This is a genomic window from Hominimerdicola alba (genome assembly GCF_900112155.1).
Classification (GTDB): domain Bacteria; phylum Bacillota; class Clostridia; order Oscillospirales; family Ruminococcaceae; genus Hominimerdicola; species Hominimerdicola alba_D.
The window spans coordinates 125832-141054 of sequence record NZ_FOKQ01000004.1 but is presented as its reverse complement, the minus strand read 5'-3'; the positions used below and the strand labels follow the sequence as shown (position 1 = coordinate 141054).

The 15223-nt window shown below is 47.5% G+C and carries 16 protein-coding genes and 4 tRNA genes; 17 read left to right on the top strand and 3 right to left on the bottom strand.

Annotated elements, in window-relative coordinates:
* Positions 1–161: 161 nt before the first annotated feature.
* Positions 162–1721, bottom strand: coding sequence for an LCP family protein (locus BM265_RS03845; RefSeq protein WP_074960165.1), 1560 nt, complete (start codon positions 1719–1721; stop codon positions 162–164).
* Between the two features lie 411 nt (positions 1722–2132).
* Between BM265_RS03845 and BM265_RS03840 the strand changes: the two genes are divergently transcribed.
* From BM265_RS03840 to BM265_RS03760, 17 genes are all read left to right on the top strand, one after another.
* Positions 2133–3098 carry an RING finger protein gene (locus BM265_RS03840; protein WP_074960163.1) on the top strand — a complete coding sequence of 322 codons (966 nt, stop codon included), beginning with the start codon at positions 2133–2135 and terminating at the stop codon, positions 3096–3098.
* 133 nt (positions 3099–3231) lie between these two features.
* The gene (gene rpsF / locus BM265_RS03835) at positions 3232–3522 is read left to right on the top strand and encodes a 30S ribosomal protein S6 (RefSeq protein ID WP_074960162.1); all 291 of its coding nucleotides are present in this window, start codon (positions 3232–3234) and stop codon (positions 3520–3522) included.
* A gap of 70 nt (positions 3523–3592) precedes the next feature.
* On the top strand, positions 3593–4192 hold the full coding sequence (locus tag BM265_RS03830) for a single-stranded DNA-binding protein (protein WP_074960161.1): 600 nt from the start codon (positions 3593–3595) through the stop codon (positions 4190–4192).
* Positions 4193–4245: 53 nt separating this feature from the next.
* The gene (gene rpsR / locus BM265_RS03825) at positions 4246–4491 is read left to right on the top strand and encodes a 30S ribosomal protein S18 (RefSeq protein WP_024855864.1); all 246 of its coding nucleotides are present in this window, start codon (positions 4246–4248) and stop codon (positions 4489–4491) included.
* 298 nt (positions 4492–4789) lie between these two features.
* Positions 4790–7210 carry an endopeptidase La gene (gene lon, locus BM265_RS03820; protein WP_074960159.1) on the top strand — a complete coding sequence of 807 codons (2421 nt, stop codon included), beginning with the start codon at positions 4790–4792 and terminating at the stop codon, positions 7208–7210.
* A gap of 24 nt (positions 7211–7234) precedes the next feature.
* Complete coding sequence (locus BM265_RS03815) at positions 7235–7630, top strand: cytidine deaminase family protein (RefSeq protein WP_074960157.1); 396 nt, start codon at positions 7235–7237, stop codon at positions 7628–7630.
* Positions 7631–7633: 3 nt separating this feature from the next.
* Positions 7634–8098, top strand: coding sequence for a hypothetical protein (locus BM265_RS03810; RefSeq protein WP_074960156.1), 465 nt, complete (start codon positions 7634–7636; stop codon positions 8096–8098).
* A 93-nt stretch (positions 8099–8191) separates the two neighbouring features.
* The gene (gene yihA / locus BM265_RS03805; RefSeq protein WP_177219535.1) at positions 8192–8902 is read left to right on the top strand and encodes a ribosome biogenesis GTP-binding protein YihA/YsxC; all 711 of its coding nucleotides are present in this window, start codon (positions 8192–8194) and stop codon (positions 8900–8902) included.
* 130 nt (positions 8903–9032) lie between these two features.
* Positions 9033–9341 (top strand): YerC/YecD family TrpR-related protein, encoded by a 309-nt coding sequence (locus BM265_RS03800; protein WP_024855868.1) that lies wholly within the window; start codon positions 9033–9035, stop codon positions 9339–9341.
* Positions 9338–10093 (top strand): class I SAM-dependent DNA methyltransferase, encoded by a 756-nt coding sequence (locus BM265_RS03795; protein WP_074960154.1) that lies wholly within the window; start codon positions 9338–9340, stop codon positions 10091–10093. The genes BM265_RS03800 and BM265_RS03795 overlap by 4 nt, the downstream gene beginning before the upstream one ends.
* A 30-nt stretch (positions 10094–10123) precedes the next feature.
* Positions 10124–10501, top strand: coding sequence for a hypothetical protein (locus tag BM265_RS03790; protein ID WP_074960152.1), 378 nt, complete (start codon positions 10124–10126; stop codon positions 10499–10501).
* Between the two features lie 96 nt (positions 10502–10597).
* Positions 10598–11479 carry an Hsp33 family molecular chaperone HslO gene (hslO, locus tag BM265_RS03785; protein ID WP_074960150.1) on the top strand — a complete coding sequence of 294 codons (882 nt, stop codon included), beginning with the start codon at positions 10598–10600 and terminating at the stop codon, positions 11477–11479.
* A 234-nt stretch (positions 11480–11713) separates the two neighbouring features.
* Positions 11714–11786 (top strand) — tRNA-Val (locus tag BM265_RS03780).
* 46 nt (positions 11787–11832) lie between these two features.
* Positions 11833–11906 (top strand) — tRNA-Asp (locus BM265_RS03775).
* 39 nt (positions 11907–11945) lie between these two features.
* Positions 11946–12018: transfer RNA gene (locus tag BM265_RS03770), tRNA-Gly, on the top strand.
* A 10-nt stretch (positions 12019–12028) separates the two neighbouring features.
* A tRNA-Cys gene (locus tag BM265_RS03765) sits at positions 12029–12099 on the top strand.
* 16 nt (positions 12100–12115) lie between these two features.
* The gene (locus tag BM265_RS03760) at positions 12116–12541 is read left to right on the top strand and encodes a VOC family protein (RefSeq protein ID WP_278287599.1); all 426 of its coding nucleotides are present in this window, start codon (positions 12116–12118) and stop codon (positions 12539–12541) included.
* Positions 12542–12931: 390 nt separating this feature from the next.
* Here the strand turns inward: BM265_RS03760 and BM265_RS03750 are convergent, their stop codons facing one another.
* Positions 12932–13342 (bottom strand): peptide deformylase, encoded by a 411-nt coding sequence (locus tag BM265_RS03750; RefSeq protein WP_074960145.1) that lies wholly within the window; start codon positions 13340–13342, stop codon positions 12932–12934.
* 4 nt (positions 13343–13346) lie between these two features.
* Positions 13347–15191, bottom strand: coding sequence for an excinuclease ABC subunit UvrC (gene uvrC / locus BM265_RS03745; protein ID WP_074960143.1), 1845 nt, complete (start codon positions 15189–15191; stop codon positions 13347–13349).
* Positions 15192–15223 lie beyond the last annotated feature (32 nt).

The following is a 15223-nucleotide window of genomic DNA, read 5'->3' as shown; positions in this document are numbered from 1 at the left end:
GACAGTTCTATAAGAAAAGCGCAGTATGACATCATACTGCGCTTTATTTGTATAGCTGCCCCCATCCATAAAAGAGTTAATAGTCTTTAGAAAGAAATCCGGAGGAAACCCTTATTCAGAAAGGTTTCCTCCGGTAGTAACCATATACATTATTTACAGTATCAGTAGTAGTACATAACAGGCGGCTGGAAATCGTTCTTTTCGTAGAACGTACCGTCGTCTATTTCTTTCTGGTACTGTGCTCTTGCCTCCTCGACGGTCTTGCAGTCGCCGTATACCATATATCTGAGCATTGCTGCATTCGCCTGGAACTGCCAGTTGGCCAGTGAGAGACAGCTCTGGCTGTTGATAAAGTCCATAGTGAAGTAATCGTCCACAGGGAGACGCAGCTGCTGTATGTCGTAATTCATGTAATCAAATGCGTTAAGAAGCATCTCTGCTATCTCGCCGTCTTCAAGGTCAGTCTCGACCTCGGGCAGCACCTTTTTCATAAGCTCGTCGAGCTGTACAAGACTGAGCTTTTTCGATTTGGAAATTATCTGCTGTATCGCCTCGCGCTGGCGCATTGTTCTGCCGTAGTCATCGCCGCAGCCGTATCTTACACGGGCATATGCCAGTGCCTGATTTCCGTTAAGGTGCATATGGATGACATTATCTTCTTCGGACTGATATTCGATGCTTGTGCAGAACTTGCCGTCAACATCGTAATAATTTACAGAATCGTCTTTGCCGTACTGTTTAAGGTCGATGTAATCAGTGCCATCAGGATTTTTGAGATGATAGTTCTGTTCGTCCATGGGGTCGCGCATTGCGACTGCCTCGGTGTAGCTGACATCGAAATCAAGTCCGCCGACGGTTTCTGCGATATCAATAAACTGCTTGAAGTTGACTTTAACAGTTCTGTCGATCTTTACGCTGTAATAGTCCTCAACTACTTCGGAGAGGTACTCGGCGCCGCCGTACCAGTAAGCCTGGTTCAGCTTGTTGCTGATGCCGAATTTTTCCATATATACCCAGGTATCTCTCATCAGCGAAGTCAGGGTGACGGTCTTGTGCTCCTTGTTGAGAGAGATCAGCATCATTACATCGGTGTTGCCTCTGTCCTGAGAAGCGGTATCGCGGATATCTTCGCCTATCAGCAGAACATTCATTACCTTTTCGTTTGAGATCTTCTTTGATCTCTGCTGAAGCATCTCACGGAGCTCTTTCTCCTTGGCTTCCTCATCGAGGGTATCTGGTTCATTCACCAGATCACGGCTGTCAACGGGCGGCTTTTCTGTCCTTATGGAATTGTCGCGGTCTTTCAGCAGACCTGTGTAGTAGAAGAAAAGGAACACGATTACTGCCATCAGCAGTACCAGTGCAATGAATATCACCCCGAGAGTAACGCCTGTCTTCTTGCGCAGACTCCACCCGCCCCGCAGGTTGATGGGAAAACGCTTTTTCTTTTCAGCCTTGACACCCGGCTCGCTATGTACGCTCTCACTGCTCTTGTTGTGCGAAGTATTCTTGCTGCCGTGGGCTTCGTCTTTATTTGTGTGGTTTTCCTTGCTATGTTCGGCATGAGAGATCTTGCCTGTGCTTGCCTTTTTATCCATAGCCTGAGCAATGCTTGATTTCAGGTCAGCATCAGCTTCGCTGTTGCGCTTGTTTATCATGGCATGATTGATCATGTCCCTAAGCTCTGCGGAAGCCACGGTATGCTCTTTATTATCTTTCATAGTAAATATTCCTCTTTTCAGCGGAAAGGGCTGTCAGCCCGTTTAATGTTTACCACTGTACCATATTTTCTAAGTACTGTATATTCTCATACAGATTATATTATATCTCAATTCCCATGAAATTACAACACGCAAAACTAACGAATTAACTCCTGCACATAGCGGATTTTTTAGGGCTTTAGTATATATTAACGCGGAAATAGCACGTTTTTTGGTACACTTTCAGCCCTTAAACCTTGTGCGGAGAATGTCTGAATATTATTTGCGGGTGCGTATTGCATTTTTACGCAGAGTGTGGTATAATATAAAGAAAAGTTTTATCACGATGAATCAACGTTTTATTACCGAATATCGATGACTATCGGAAAGTCGGATGTGAGTTTGTGACAGAACGCCGAAAGGAAAAGAAAAATGACGAATTATACAGGCTCAAAATGTATATGCTGCGGAAATCGGTTCACTGACGATGACGATATCGTTGTGTGCCCTGACTGCGGTACGCCCTACCACAGAAGCTGTTATGAAGAAAACGGAAAATGTATAAACGATATACTGCACGATAAAAATGTGAGCTGGCTGCCCGATGCTCCTGCTGAGGAGATACCCGTAACTTCGGCATCTAACGTTAAACGCTGTATCAGGTGCGGTGCGGAGAATGACCCTGGTCAGCGCTACTGCGAGCAGTGCGGTACGCCGCTGATTAATATGGATGCACCAAGACCTTTCAATGGCGATGCGGAGGACGGGCACGAAACCGGATCTGATCCCATGAAGACCAATATCCCGGGTATCAATATGACCCCTGTCATGCTGACCCAGGATTCGGATATAGACGGCGTAAAACTTGGTGATCTGGCAAGATATGTGGGACCCAACCCGTTGGGTTTCCTGCCCAGTTTCATAAAATTCGGCAAAACAGGCAGAAAGCTCTCCATGAATATATTCGCATTCCTGTTCCCGCCCCTGTACTTTATGTACCGCAAGATGAAGGGCTGGGGCTTGGCGGCAGCAGTGGTTATGGCCTTGCTGAATCTGCCCGTTATGATCGAAACTTTCAGCTCAGGAAGTTATGAAATCACCATAAAATTCGGCATAGATGTGAAATCACGAAATTTCCAGCTGCTGGAGCAGTTGGCGATGTATGTCAGAATGACGTTGGATATAATGGCAGGGTTCTTCGCCAATTATCTGTATTATAAGCAGGCAAGGCGCGATATTTTCAAGATATACCGCGAATCCGAGGACGAAGACCGCGATGCCATCAACGAGCGCATAATGAGCACAGGCGGCACTTCCTACGGATATATGCTGCTGTCATTTATGATATATACCATTTTTTCTATCGGCTCTCTGTTGCTGGTGGCTAAGGTTCTTTGACTAAGTTTACAAAAAGTTTACAAATGCCGATCGTGCGATGCTTGACATTCAGCACGGTCGGTGTTATAATATATGAGTTAATCCTTGCTTGTACTATATCGTACAGGCGAAATCCAAAAGGAGGTGTACTAAAATGGCAAAGATCAATGAGAACTACGAGGCAATGGTTATCTTCAGCCAGAAGCTCGATGAGGACGGCGTTAACGCGCTGACAACAAAGTTCGATGACATGATCAAGGCTAACGCTGAAAACGTAGAGCTGAACGTATGGGGCAAGCGCAAGCTGGCTTACGAGATCAACTACGAGACAGAGGGTACTTACGTACTGTGGTCTTTCAATAGCAAGACCGATTTCCCCGCAGAGCTGGAGAGAGTACTGGGCATCACTGACGGCGTTATACGTTTCCTTATCACTACTAAGTAAGTGACAGGAAAAAATCAGAAGTATCAGCAGTTGAACGGAATGAGTATTTTTATTGAAAGGAATTAGAGATATGCTGAACAGAGTTATTTTAATGGGTAGGATCACACAGGATCTTGAAGTAAGACAGACACCTAACGGACAGGCTGTAGTTACATTCAATGTCGCAGTAGATCGTAATTTCAAGGATCAGAACGGTCAGTATCAGTCTGATTTTATCACCTGCGTTGCATGGAGACAGCAGGCTGAATTTATCGGAAAATATTTCGGTAAAGGCAGAATGATCGCTATTGAGGGCAACCTCAGAACAAGAACTTACGAAGATAAGAACGGCACAAAGCACTACGTTACAGAAGTATTTGTAGACAGCGTTTCGTTCACCGGTGAAAAAGCCAATCAGGGCGGCGGTAATTATTCAAATAATTATGGCGGCGGAAACAATGGCTTCGGTAATAACAACGGCGGCTACTCAAACGGCGGCAACGGCGGTTATAACGGAGGCGGCTACAACAATGGCGGCTTCAATAACAACGGCGGTTTCGGCGGAAATAACGGCGGCAATCAGAATAGTTTCAACAATAACAATAATCAGGCACCGTCTAACGACGCGCTGAACATCGGTGATTTGTCGGAGTTTGAAGATGTACTTTCAGACGACGGCGTACCGTTCTGATAAGATCATTAAACGAATTTTGATAATTCCTAACGAGGAGGGAAGATCATACCATGGAAAAGGAAAGAACTGGCGGCAGACCTGTTAAGAGAGGTCGCAAGAAGGTTTGTATGTTCTGTGTTGACAGAGCTGAAAAGATCGATTACAAGGATATCACTAAGCTCAGAAAGTGCATGACAGAAAGGGCTAAGATTCTGCCCCGTCGTGTTACCGGCACTTGTGCTTATCATCAGAGAGAGCTGACAAAGGCTATCAAGAGAGCTAGACACGTTGCTCTTCTGCCTTACGTTGCAGACTAATATGATTTTTATGAGGTATCCTTCGGGATACCTCTGTTTTTATACTGTGATCAGCTTTATGGCGAATACTTTGGCGATTATTTTATTATCGAATAGATAACGATGTGTAAAAAAACAGATGCAAGCAGCAGAATTTCTGATCCTTGCATTTGTTTTTTAGCAGATAATACGCCTTAATACGGATTATCCCGCTTTACAGGCAAGTTTATTGCTTTTCATTTCCTCTTGCAATAATCAGGGATATATGCTATAATATTAACATGAAGTTTGACTCCATGATCGGAAGAAAGGAGCTTTTATGGAAAAGCGTACTGATATAAAGAACGGCATTCTGCTGCCGATGATACCTACCAGAGATCTGGTCGTTTTTCCCGGAATGAGCGTCAATTTCGACGTGGGCAGGGAAATGTCTATAAACAGTCTGCATAACGCAAGGAACGATTTCAGCGGTGATGTCTTCCTGTGTGCGCAGAAGGATATAAATATTGAATCCCCCGAGAAAAAGGATATGTTCAAGATCGGCACTATCGCCAATATCCGTCAGGTGATAAAAAGTCCCGGCGGTGTTTGCAGGTGCATGGTGAGAGGTGTCCGCAAGGCGAGACTTTCGGAGATGATAGTCCACGATGACTGCTATGAAGCGGTGGTAAAACCTCTGCCAAATTATTCCAAGGATAAATTGTATAATCATGAGCTTGACGCTGTTGAGAGGGAAGTCCGCAAGGCTTTTGAGGAGTATGCGAGACTTATGCCCAAGATGCCCCAGGAGATATATACTGCTGTTATGGGCGCAAAAACTGCATCTGAGCTTTTTGAAGCTGTGGCATTCAACGTGCCTCTGGCTTTCATCGACAGACAGGCTCTGCTTGAAGCACAGTCTGCGGGCGAGAAACTGGTGCTGATGATGACTATCCTCGCAAGGGAGATAGACGTGCTCTCTCTTGAAAAGGAGATACACGAGCAGGTTCAGAGCCAGATAGAGGATAATCAGCGGGAATACTATATCCGTGAGCAGATAAAGGCTCTCCAGAACGAACTGGGCGAAGGCGGCTTCGATGGTTCGGACGAGGGCGAGATACAGAAGTACTATGATAAGATCGAGGCGCTGAAAGCCCCCGATGAAGTCAAGGACAAGCTTTCCGAGGAAGTCAGAAGACTTTCCAGAATGGCTGGTTCTTCCCAGGAAGCTGTGGTCATCAGAGGTTATCTCGATACTGTTATCGGTCTGCCCTGGGGCGTTTACACAAAGGATACCACCGATGTAAAAAAGGCTCAGGCAGTGCTGGATAAAGATCACTACGGTCTGAAAAGGGTCAAGGAGAGAATAATCGAGAATCTTGCTGTCAGGGAACTTACTCCCGATATCAAGGGTCAGATTATCTGCCTTGTAGGACCTCCCGGTGTGGGCAAGACCTCGGTGGCGAAGTCCGTCGCAAGGGCGCTGAACCGTAAGTTCGTTCGTGTGTCCCTCGGCGGTGTAAAGGATGAGAGCGATATCAGAGGTCACAGAAAGACCTATGTCGGCGCTATGCCCGGACGTATCATAAATGCCATGAAGCTTGCGGGTTCAAGCAATCCCGTTATGCTCCTTGATGAGATAGACAAGATGAGCAATGATTTCAGGGGCGACCCCTCTTCGGCTATGCTTGAAGTTCTCGACAGTGAGCAGAACAATGCTTTCCGCGACCACTATACCGAAGTTCCATACGACCTCAGCAGTGTGCTGTTCATTACCACGGCGAATACCCTTGATACCGTGGCTGCGCCTCTGCTTGACAGAATGGAGGTCATCGAGCTTTCCAGCTATACCCGCGAGGAAAAGTTCAATATCGCCAAGAAGCATCTGGTGAAGAAGCAGCTTGAAAAGCACGGTCTGACTTCGTCCATGATGAAAATGACCAACGACGGCATCTATCAGCTGATAGACGGCTATACCCGCGAGGCGGGTGTTCGTACCCTCGAGAGAACTATCGGCTCGCTTTGCAGAAAGGCTGCGAGGGAGATAGTTGAGAATGACGTTAAGAAAGTTACTTTCAGCTCCAAGAATATCCCCGATTTCCTCGGACATATCAAGTATCTGCCTGATGATGCAGCCAAGGAAGATCAGGTGGGCAGTGTTAACGGTCTCGCATGGACATCTGTAGGCGGTGTGCTGATGCCTCTGGAAGTTCTTGTACTTGACGGCAAGGGCAAGGTGGAACTCACAGGCTCACTGGGCGATGTTATGAAGGAATCTGCGAAGATAGCTGTAAGCTACTGCCGAAGCATAGCATATGAATACGGCATCGACAAGGAATTCTACGAGAAAAAGGATCTGCATATCCATGCACCCGAGGGCGCTGTGCCCAAGGATGGTCCTTCGGCTGGTGTTACGATGATAACTGCCTTGGTATCCGCACTCAGCGGCAGAAAAGTCCGCGCGGATGTTGCTATGACAGGCGAGATAACCCTCACAGGCAAAGTACTGCCCATAGGCGGTCTCCGTGAAAAGACCATGGCGGCTTACAAGGCTGGCGTGAAGACTGTGATAGTCCCCGAAAAGAACAGGGGAGACCTTGACGAGATAGACGATACTGTCAAGGAAGGTCTTGAATTTGTCTTTGCCGAGAGGATATCCGATGTGCTTGACGCGGCACTGGTAAAGCCTCCCGAGAACGCTGTTCTGCCCGATATGTTCAGTGATCCTCAGCCCAGGGTGAGAGCGAGAAAGACGTTATAAACAGATAAATCAGGAGAAACAAAAATGGAACAGATATGGAAAGATATGTATGATGCTGCCAAAGCTGTCTTTGGGGCGCGTAAGATATCAGACTACGTGACCTGCGGAGAGGTGGCTGCGGCAGTACTTTCAAAATCGGGAAAAATATACACGGGTGTGTGCATCGACACCTGTTCGACCCTTGGAATATGCGCCGAAAGGAACGCAATATTCAACATGATAACCAACGGCGAGCAGGAGATAGACAAGGTGCTGTGCATATCCCCGAATCCCTCAAATGGCGGACCATGCGGTGCGTGCAGAGAGCTGATGGTACAGCTGATGCCCGAAAGCTACAAGGATATCCGGATAATGATAGACTACGAAAACGAGCGCATAATGACCCTTGGGGAGCTTACTCCCGAGTGGTGGATAGGTTAGCTTATGACCAAGGATCTTATAGAGTACTGTGATAAAAACGGTATAGAGTACAGAGTGCTTACTGCGGAAGAGAAGGCGGATATCAACGCTCTCATCGCTGAGCGCTATGTTGATAAGAACTCAAAAGGCGGGCGAACTCTCTTTGATCGACTGAAGATATATGAATCCGTTGCGGTGAATGACAGCGATTCATGGAGATGGCTGCTGCCGTTTTTCAGGGGCAGGAAGACTGTGGTCTTCAAAAGTTCTGATGAAGAAAGTTTTGTGGAGCTTTTAGACGGCGGAAGCTTTTTCGGGTTCTATGATAACTATGCTGCCGTTGAGTTCTATCTGGCTGATCCCTGCGGACTGGCTGATCCCTGCGGAGAGTATCTCTGCGGGTACAATCATTCCCACTGCGTTTTCGCTATGGGTACTGCTGCCGACTGGCTCGAAAATACACAGGAGTACAGGCAGTTTTACGGGTGATGACCCGATACGTGATAGTTCCGAGGGCTGAACGGTGACTGTGTCCACCGTGGCTGCCCTCTTTTTGTGAGTATTAAGACAGGAGTGAATGAGATGAAACCGCTGAATTTCAATAAGGCAGAATTTATCACCTCATACGGCAAGTTTACGCAGATACCCGAATCCGATCGACCCGAGTTTGCATTTTCGGGCAGGTCGAACGTGGGCAAAAGCTCGCTGATAAATAAGATATTCAACCGCAAGAATATGGCAAGGGTCAGTTCTGTTCCGGGTAAGACCGTTACCATAAATTTCTTCGCGGTGGAGGATGTTTATTTTGTTGACCTGCCGGGCTACGGTTACGCAAATGTATCAAAAGGTGAGAAAAAAGGCTGGGGCGACCTTATCGGCGGATATCTCGCTGACTTCGACCGCGACCTTGAGCTGGTGTTCCAGCTGATAGATATGCGCCATGCCCCAAGCAAGGACGATCTGCAAATGATAAACTACCTCATCGACAATGAGATACCTTTCGTTATCGTGCTGACCAAGGCTGATAAGCTGAAACCCACCGCACGTAAGGAGCGCATGGCGGCATTCGCTGATGATATACCGTGCTTTGAGGATATCCACTGCATACCTTTCTCTGCTGTGACGGGCGAGGGCGTTGAGGAGCTGAAATCCATAATCGAGGAGATTCGCGAAGACTGGTACGCAAATGCTGAAAATGCGGAGGAAGAGGAAGAAATCGCTGAAGATATCCCCGATGACGAGGGCGACAGCGAGCCGCCCACGGGATTTCTTACCCCTAACCGTAATAGATAAAAGATTTGATCTATTAATATAAAATATTCAATATACCCCTTTACATTTACGCTGTAATGTGCTAAAATATAAATGTAATTTAGCACTTTACAATATGAAAAATAAAGTAAATGTAAAGGAGTGTTTTTTTATGCGCGATAAATTAGAGATAGCAAATCTGGACGAGCTTTACGAAGCAATACTCTGCCTGGAAACTCTTGAAGAGTGCAGGCTTTTCTTTAAAGACCTCTGTACAGTTCCTGAGCTGAAGAGCTTTTCACAGCGTTTTCAGGTGGCAAGGATGCTGACAGACAAGCACGTATACAGTGATATCGTCAAGGAGACAGGCGCTTCCACGGCAACTATCAGCCGTGTTAACAGGTCACTTTCCTATGACGGCAGCGGCGGATATAACATAGTTTTCGACAGGCTGGAGAAGAAAAAGGAAACCGAGGAATGAACGGCTACAGCAGCTTTGCCGGATATTATGACGCGCTCCAGAAAGACGTCCCATACGGCGCGATAGCCGCAAGGATACGTCAGCTGGGGCTTGAATACAGCAGTGAGAACGAGGTAGTCGTTGAGCTGGGCTGCGGCACAGGCAGACTTTGTACCGAGCTTGAAAAGCTGGGCTTCGATGTGATAGGCGTGGATATATCCGCGGATATGCTTGAAGCGGCTGAGGAGAACCGTCCCGTTGACAGCGATATCACCTATATATGCCAGGATATGTCTGAGCTCGACCTATGGGGCGCAGCGGATATTATCGTCTGTGTGCTTGACGGTATGAACCATCTGCCGAATGAGGAAGCTTTCCGCAAAACTGTGGAGCGGGCTTCAATGTTCACCTGCGACGGCGGGCTGTTTATATTTGATATGAATACCGAGTACAAGCACCGTGAGGTACTGGGCGATAACTGCTTCGTCTATGAACTTGACGGGCTGTTCTGTGCATGGAGGAATAACTGCCGCGAGGACGGCAGGGTGGATATCGCTCTGGATTTCTTCGCTGAAAAAGAAGAAGGCAGTTATACCCGCGAGACTGAGTATATCACAGAGATACTGCTTTCCCGTGAGCTTATCGAGAGGACTGCTGAGGAGTTCGGGTTTGAAAAGGTAGGCATCTATGACGGACTTACCAACGACCCGCCCGACAGCAAGACCGAGCGTGAGTTGTACGTGTACAGGCGTAAAGACCGCGGCACTGAATAATATGGTGCTTTTTATAATGAGGATGATAATATGGAAGATAATGTAAAAGAAGAATTTGAAACCTACGGCATTGCAGACCTTGAACAGATTATTTACGAGCAGAGAGATCTGTATTCGGAAGAGGATATCGAAACTGCAAAGGAAGTGCTTGCCCGCAAAAGGAAAGACGCAGCAGCCGGCATTAGTCAGACAGAGGCTCTGTTAACAAAGGATAACGACGTTTTGTGTACACTGCTTTGCATATGCATTCTTTTAAATCCTTTGTGTGGTATTATCGCATTGATAGGTGTGGGAGTAAAAGGCTCATCAAAGTCGAAAAAATATATCAAGCCCATGATAGGTGCAACAGTGGTATCGATAACCCTTGCGGTGTTCCTGTTTTTCGGCGGATTCATGAGCTTCTTATAATAAAAACGAATATAGCTCTGCATCATGCGTATTCTGATGTAAGGGCTGGGTGTATATTAAAGACTGATCATTTACTTACGATAGGAGTAATTTAAAGTGGGAAGAATAGTAAGAGCGATCTCAAAGGATGCTTCGGTAGTATGTTCGGCTATCGATGGCAAGGACATTGTTGAAGAGATCGAACGTGTGCATAAGTCCTCAGCGGTTGTTACAGCGGCGCTGGGCAGACTTTCAATGGGCACATCCCTCCTCGGCTTCGGCATGAAAGGCGAGGATGATAAGATAACAGTCAAGATCGAAGGCGGCGGACCTGCGGGTCAGCTGATAGCGGTTGCTGACAGCTACGGCAACGTCAAGGCTGATGTTATGCAGCCTGTGGTTGAGCTTCCGCCTAATGCCATCGGCAAGCTTGATGTTGCAGGCGCAGTTGGCACGGACGGCGCTATAACCGTTATCAAGGACCTTGGTCTGAAAGAGCCCTACGTGGGTCAGGTGCCACTTGTAAGCGGCGAGATAGCTGAGGATATCACTGCGTACCTTGCCCAGAGCGAGCAGGTGCCCAGCGTGTGCGCCCTTGGCGTGCTGGTTAATTCAGATCTCACTGTTAAGAACGCAGGCGGTTTCCTGATACAGGTACTGCCATTTGCCAGCGACGAGGTAATAACTCAGATCGAGAAGAATATCCAGGCTATGCAGTCTGTTACCGCCCTTATGGAGAACGGCAGGACTACTGATGAGATTGCGCTGATGGCTCTTGACGGTCTTGAGCCAAACGTGCTTGATGATTTCAAGGTGGACTACCGCTGTGACTGCTCACGCGAGAGGACTGAGAGGGTGCTGATATCTCTCGGCTCGAAAGAACTCAATGATATCATCGATGATGGCAAGGATATCGATATCAAATGCCACTTTTGCGGCAAGCATTACAGCTTCACCCCCGACGAAGTGCGCAGTCTGATATCTGAAAGCAAGGAATAAATCGGTTTGCCGCAGGCTTATGTCTGCGGCATTTTGCTTTTGTGATGAAGTTTTGATGATCGAACAATTATTCTGAGCAAGGCGTTATTTTGATTTCAAAACGGTGAAATAATTAAATGAAAAAAATATCATTTTTTTTGAAAAAAGGGGTTGACAAATCGCTTGCAATGGTGTATAATAGATACTGTTGTGAGGGACAAAACGAAACGAAAAACCTCACAAAGCCAGCAAAATGGGGGTTTAGCTCAGCTGGGAGAGCATCTGCCTTACAAGCAGAGGGTCACAGGTTCGAGCCCTGTAGTCCCCATCGGTCAGAAGTGTGCAGAAACTTCTGCACACGACTTTTCTGACACGGCCCGGTAGTTCAGTTGGTTAGAACGCCGCCCTGTCACGGCGGAGGTCGTGAGTTCGAGTCTCATCCGGGTCGCTTGCGTCGAAAGGCGTAGCCAATCAAATATTGGCACTTGCGGATTTAGCTCATCTGGTAGAGCGCCACCTTGCCAAGGTGGAGGTAGCGAGTTCGAGCCTCGTAATCCGCTCTTTTTATATGGCGCTATAGCCAAGTGGTAAGGCGTGGGTCTGCAACACCCTGATCCCCAGTTCAAATCTGGGTGGCGCCTCTCGAGTGATATTGATATGAGAAATCATATCAACGTCACTCTTTTTTTATTATATCGAGGTGATACTATGGTGAAATGCATACATCACATATCAATGAAATGCAACCGAAGTGAGCTTGAAGCGGTTCTCTCTTTGTACAGAGATATACTCGGGCTGAAAGTTGCGCGTGAATGGAAGGACGGCATAATGCTCGATGCGGGCAACTGCCTTATTGAGATATTCTCTACAGGCGGAAACAACAGGGAAGTTGGCGCTGTGCGGCATTTTGCTTTTGCAGTTGATGATGTTGATGCTCTCATTGCGCAGGTGCGCTCTGCGGGTTACGAAGTTTTCGTCGAGTCCAAGGACATCTGCATACCCTCTGAACCGCCTTTGCCTGCGAGGGTTGCTTTCTTCTACGGCGCTCTCGGCGAGGAGATCGAGCTGTTTTGTGAGAGGTGAATTCCTTGATGTTCTCTTCTGGGGACTGCGGGTGTTGCTCGCCCATTGTTCCTTGGGGCGAGAAATCAACGAGCTATCGCCGTTGATTTCGGGCGCGGCAATAATTTACGCTAATAGAAAGAGCGTGGGCATTTGTATTGTCCACGCTCATGATTTTGATATTGCCGCGCCTTTTATTATCGATAGTTCGTTTTGCTTTTATAGTTCGCTATACATTTTGGCTTTGCACCTTGATGCGAGGGCTCTGCCCTCGCGCTCCCGCAAGCCTGCTAGCGCGAGGCATATGCCGACGCAGTCGCATATACCGCGCGCTTTGTTACTTTGGCAGTTTTACGCTTGTTTGCTATTGCGAAAAGCCTGACCAAAAGCTCTCTTTCCTGGCATTCTCCGCTATATTATTATCCCCTCAAGATGGTCACATTCATGCTGGATGATCTGTGCCACAAATCCTGTAAATTCACCGCGCTTCTTATTGAAATCCGTATCCTGATATTCAACAGTGATCTTTTCCCATCTCCTGGTCTTACGCACACCCGTCAGCGAAAGACAGCCCTCCTCGGTCTCGTAAGGCTGAGCTTTTTTCACTATCACAGGATTTATCATCACGATATCCATGATGCCCGCCGTAAAGATTATGATGCGCTTGTTGTACCCTATCATGTTTGCTGCCATGCCTACGCATCTGTCGTGGTTTGCTTTCAGCGTGTCTTTGAGGTCGGTGACTATCTGCATATCGTTTTTGTCCGCTTTTGTGGACTTCTGCTTCAAAAACAGAACGTCGTGCACTATCTCTCTTACCATATCATCAACTCATTTCATCTATTATACTTTTGAGCTCACGGGCGGTCTCCATGCTGACTCCCGCCACAGCCCGCAGTTCTTCTAAAGACGCATTTTTCAGCGCTTCCTTTGTCTTGAATTCCCGCAGAAGCTTCTGCGCTTTCTTGTCCCCCACGCCCCTGACCTGAGTCAGTTCAAGCGTGAAAGAGCTTTTCTTGCGCTTTGATTTCTGATAGCTTATCGCAACACGGTGAACTTCGTCCTGTATCTGTGTCACCAGCGCGAATGCCCCGCGGCTTTTCAGCAGAGAAATCTCGCCGTTTCCTGTAGCTATCGCCCTTGTGCGATGACGGTCGTCCTTAACCAGACCATACAGCGGAACTTTTATTCCAAGCCTCTCCAGAACAGGTCTTATGGTGTTTACGTGACCGTTGCCGCCGTCAAGGAGTATCAGGTCGGGCAGCTGAGAAAATCCCTCGTCTTCGCCTTTTTTATATTCAGCAAACCGCCTTTCTATGACCTCGGTCATGCAGGCGTAATCGTTCTGCTCGAATACTGTTTTTATGCCGAATTTTCGGTAGAATTTCCGACAAGGTCTTCCGTTCTCGAATACCACCATTCCTGCCACCATATCGCTTGAAGCCAGATTTGATATATCGTAGCACTCGATGAATCTGGGCGGCTTTTCCATGCCCAAAGCCCTTGCCAGTTCTTCCAGTCCCGCAACTTCACGGCCTGTTCTGCCTACGCGGACGGATATGAATTCGTTGGCATTGTTTTTTGCCAGAGTACACAGCTTCACTAAATGTCCTCTTTTTGGTACACTTACATAAACTGCGTGATCGTATTTCTCGCGGAGATACTGCTCAAGCATTTCAATGTCCGCAGGTTCTTCTGCAAGCAGGACGTTTTTGGGCGCATCTTCTTTCATCGCGTAGAAACTCAGCACGAACTCTTCCATCATCTGTGCAGGCTCGGCACGTTCACCAAGGAAATAATCCGCCTTGTCCGTCAGTCGTCCGCCGCGGTACATTATCACACTTGCACAGGCGATATCCACGTTCTGGGATATGGCGATGATGTCGCAGTCGGGTATGGTCTCGTCGATGACTTTCTGGCTCTCGGCGGCTTTCGTGATGGCATTTATCCTGTCCCTCAGCTTTGCGGCAAGCTCGAATTCCAGATCTTCCGCCGCGCGTTCCATCTCCGCTGTCAGCCGTTCCACGGATTGCGCCGAGCCGTTCTTGATATAGTCCACAGCCTGCGCTACGGTCTTGCGGTACTCATCTTCGCCGAAATGCCCTGTACATACGCCCATACATCTCTTGATATGGTAATTTAGGCAGGGACGTTCCTTTTTGATGTCACGAGGGAAGATTTTTGTACAGGTAGGCAATCTGAAAACTTTGTTAGCTTCCTCAACAGCCTGCTTTACCGTGAATGAACTGGTATAGGGTCCGATGTATTCCGCACCGTCATCGGTCTTCTGCAAAACCGCCTGTATACGCGGATATGGCTCGTTCGTCACGCGGATATAGCTGTATCCCTTATCATCTTTCAGCAGGATATTGTACTTCGGCGTGTGCATTTTTATCAGCGAACATTCCAGCACCAGCGCTTCAAACTCGCTGTCCGTCACGATGAACTCGTAGTCGTTCACGTTTGAAACCATCTTCCACACCTTAGGCAGATGATCCTGTCCCTTGCGGAAATATGAAGTCACGCGGTTGTGCAGATTTTTTGCTTTGCCGATGTATATTATCTTCCCGCCCTTGTCTTTCATGATATAGACCCCCGGCGAAGTCGTCAGCTTCGAGGTCTTGTCCCGCAGAAAAGGCAGACGCGGGTTGTGTTCTTCGGTGATATACATATATCCTCCATTCAAGAATTATCCCCCGTCCG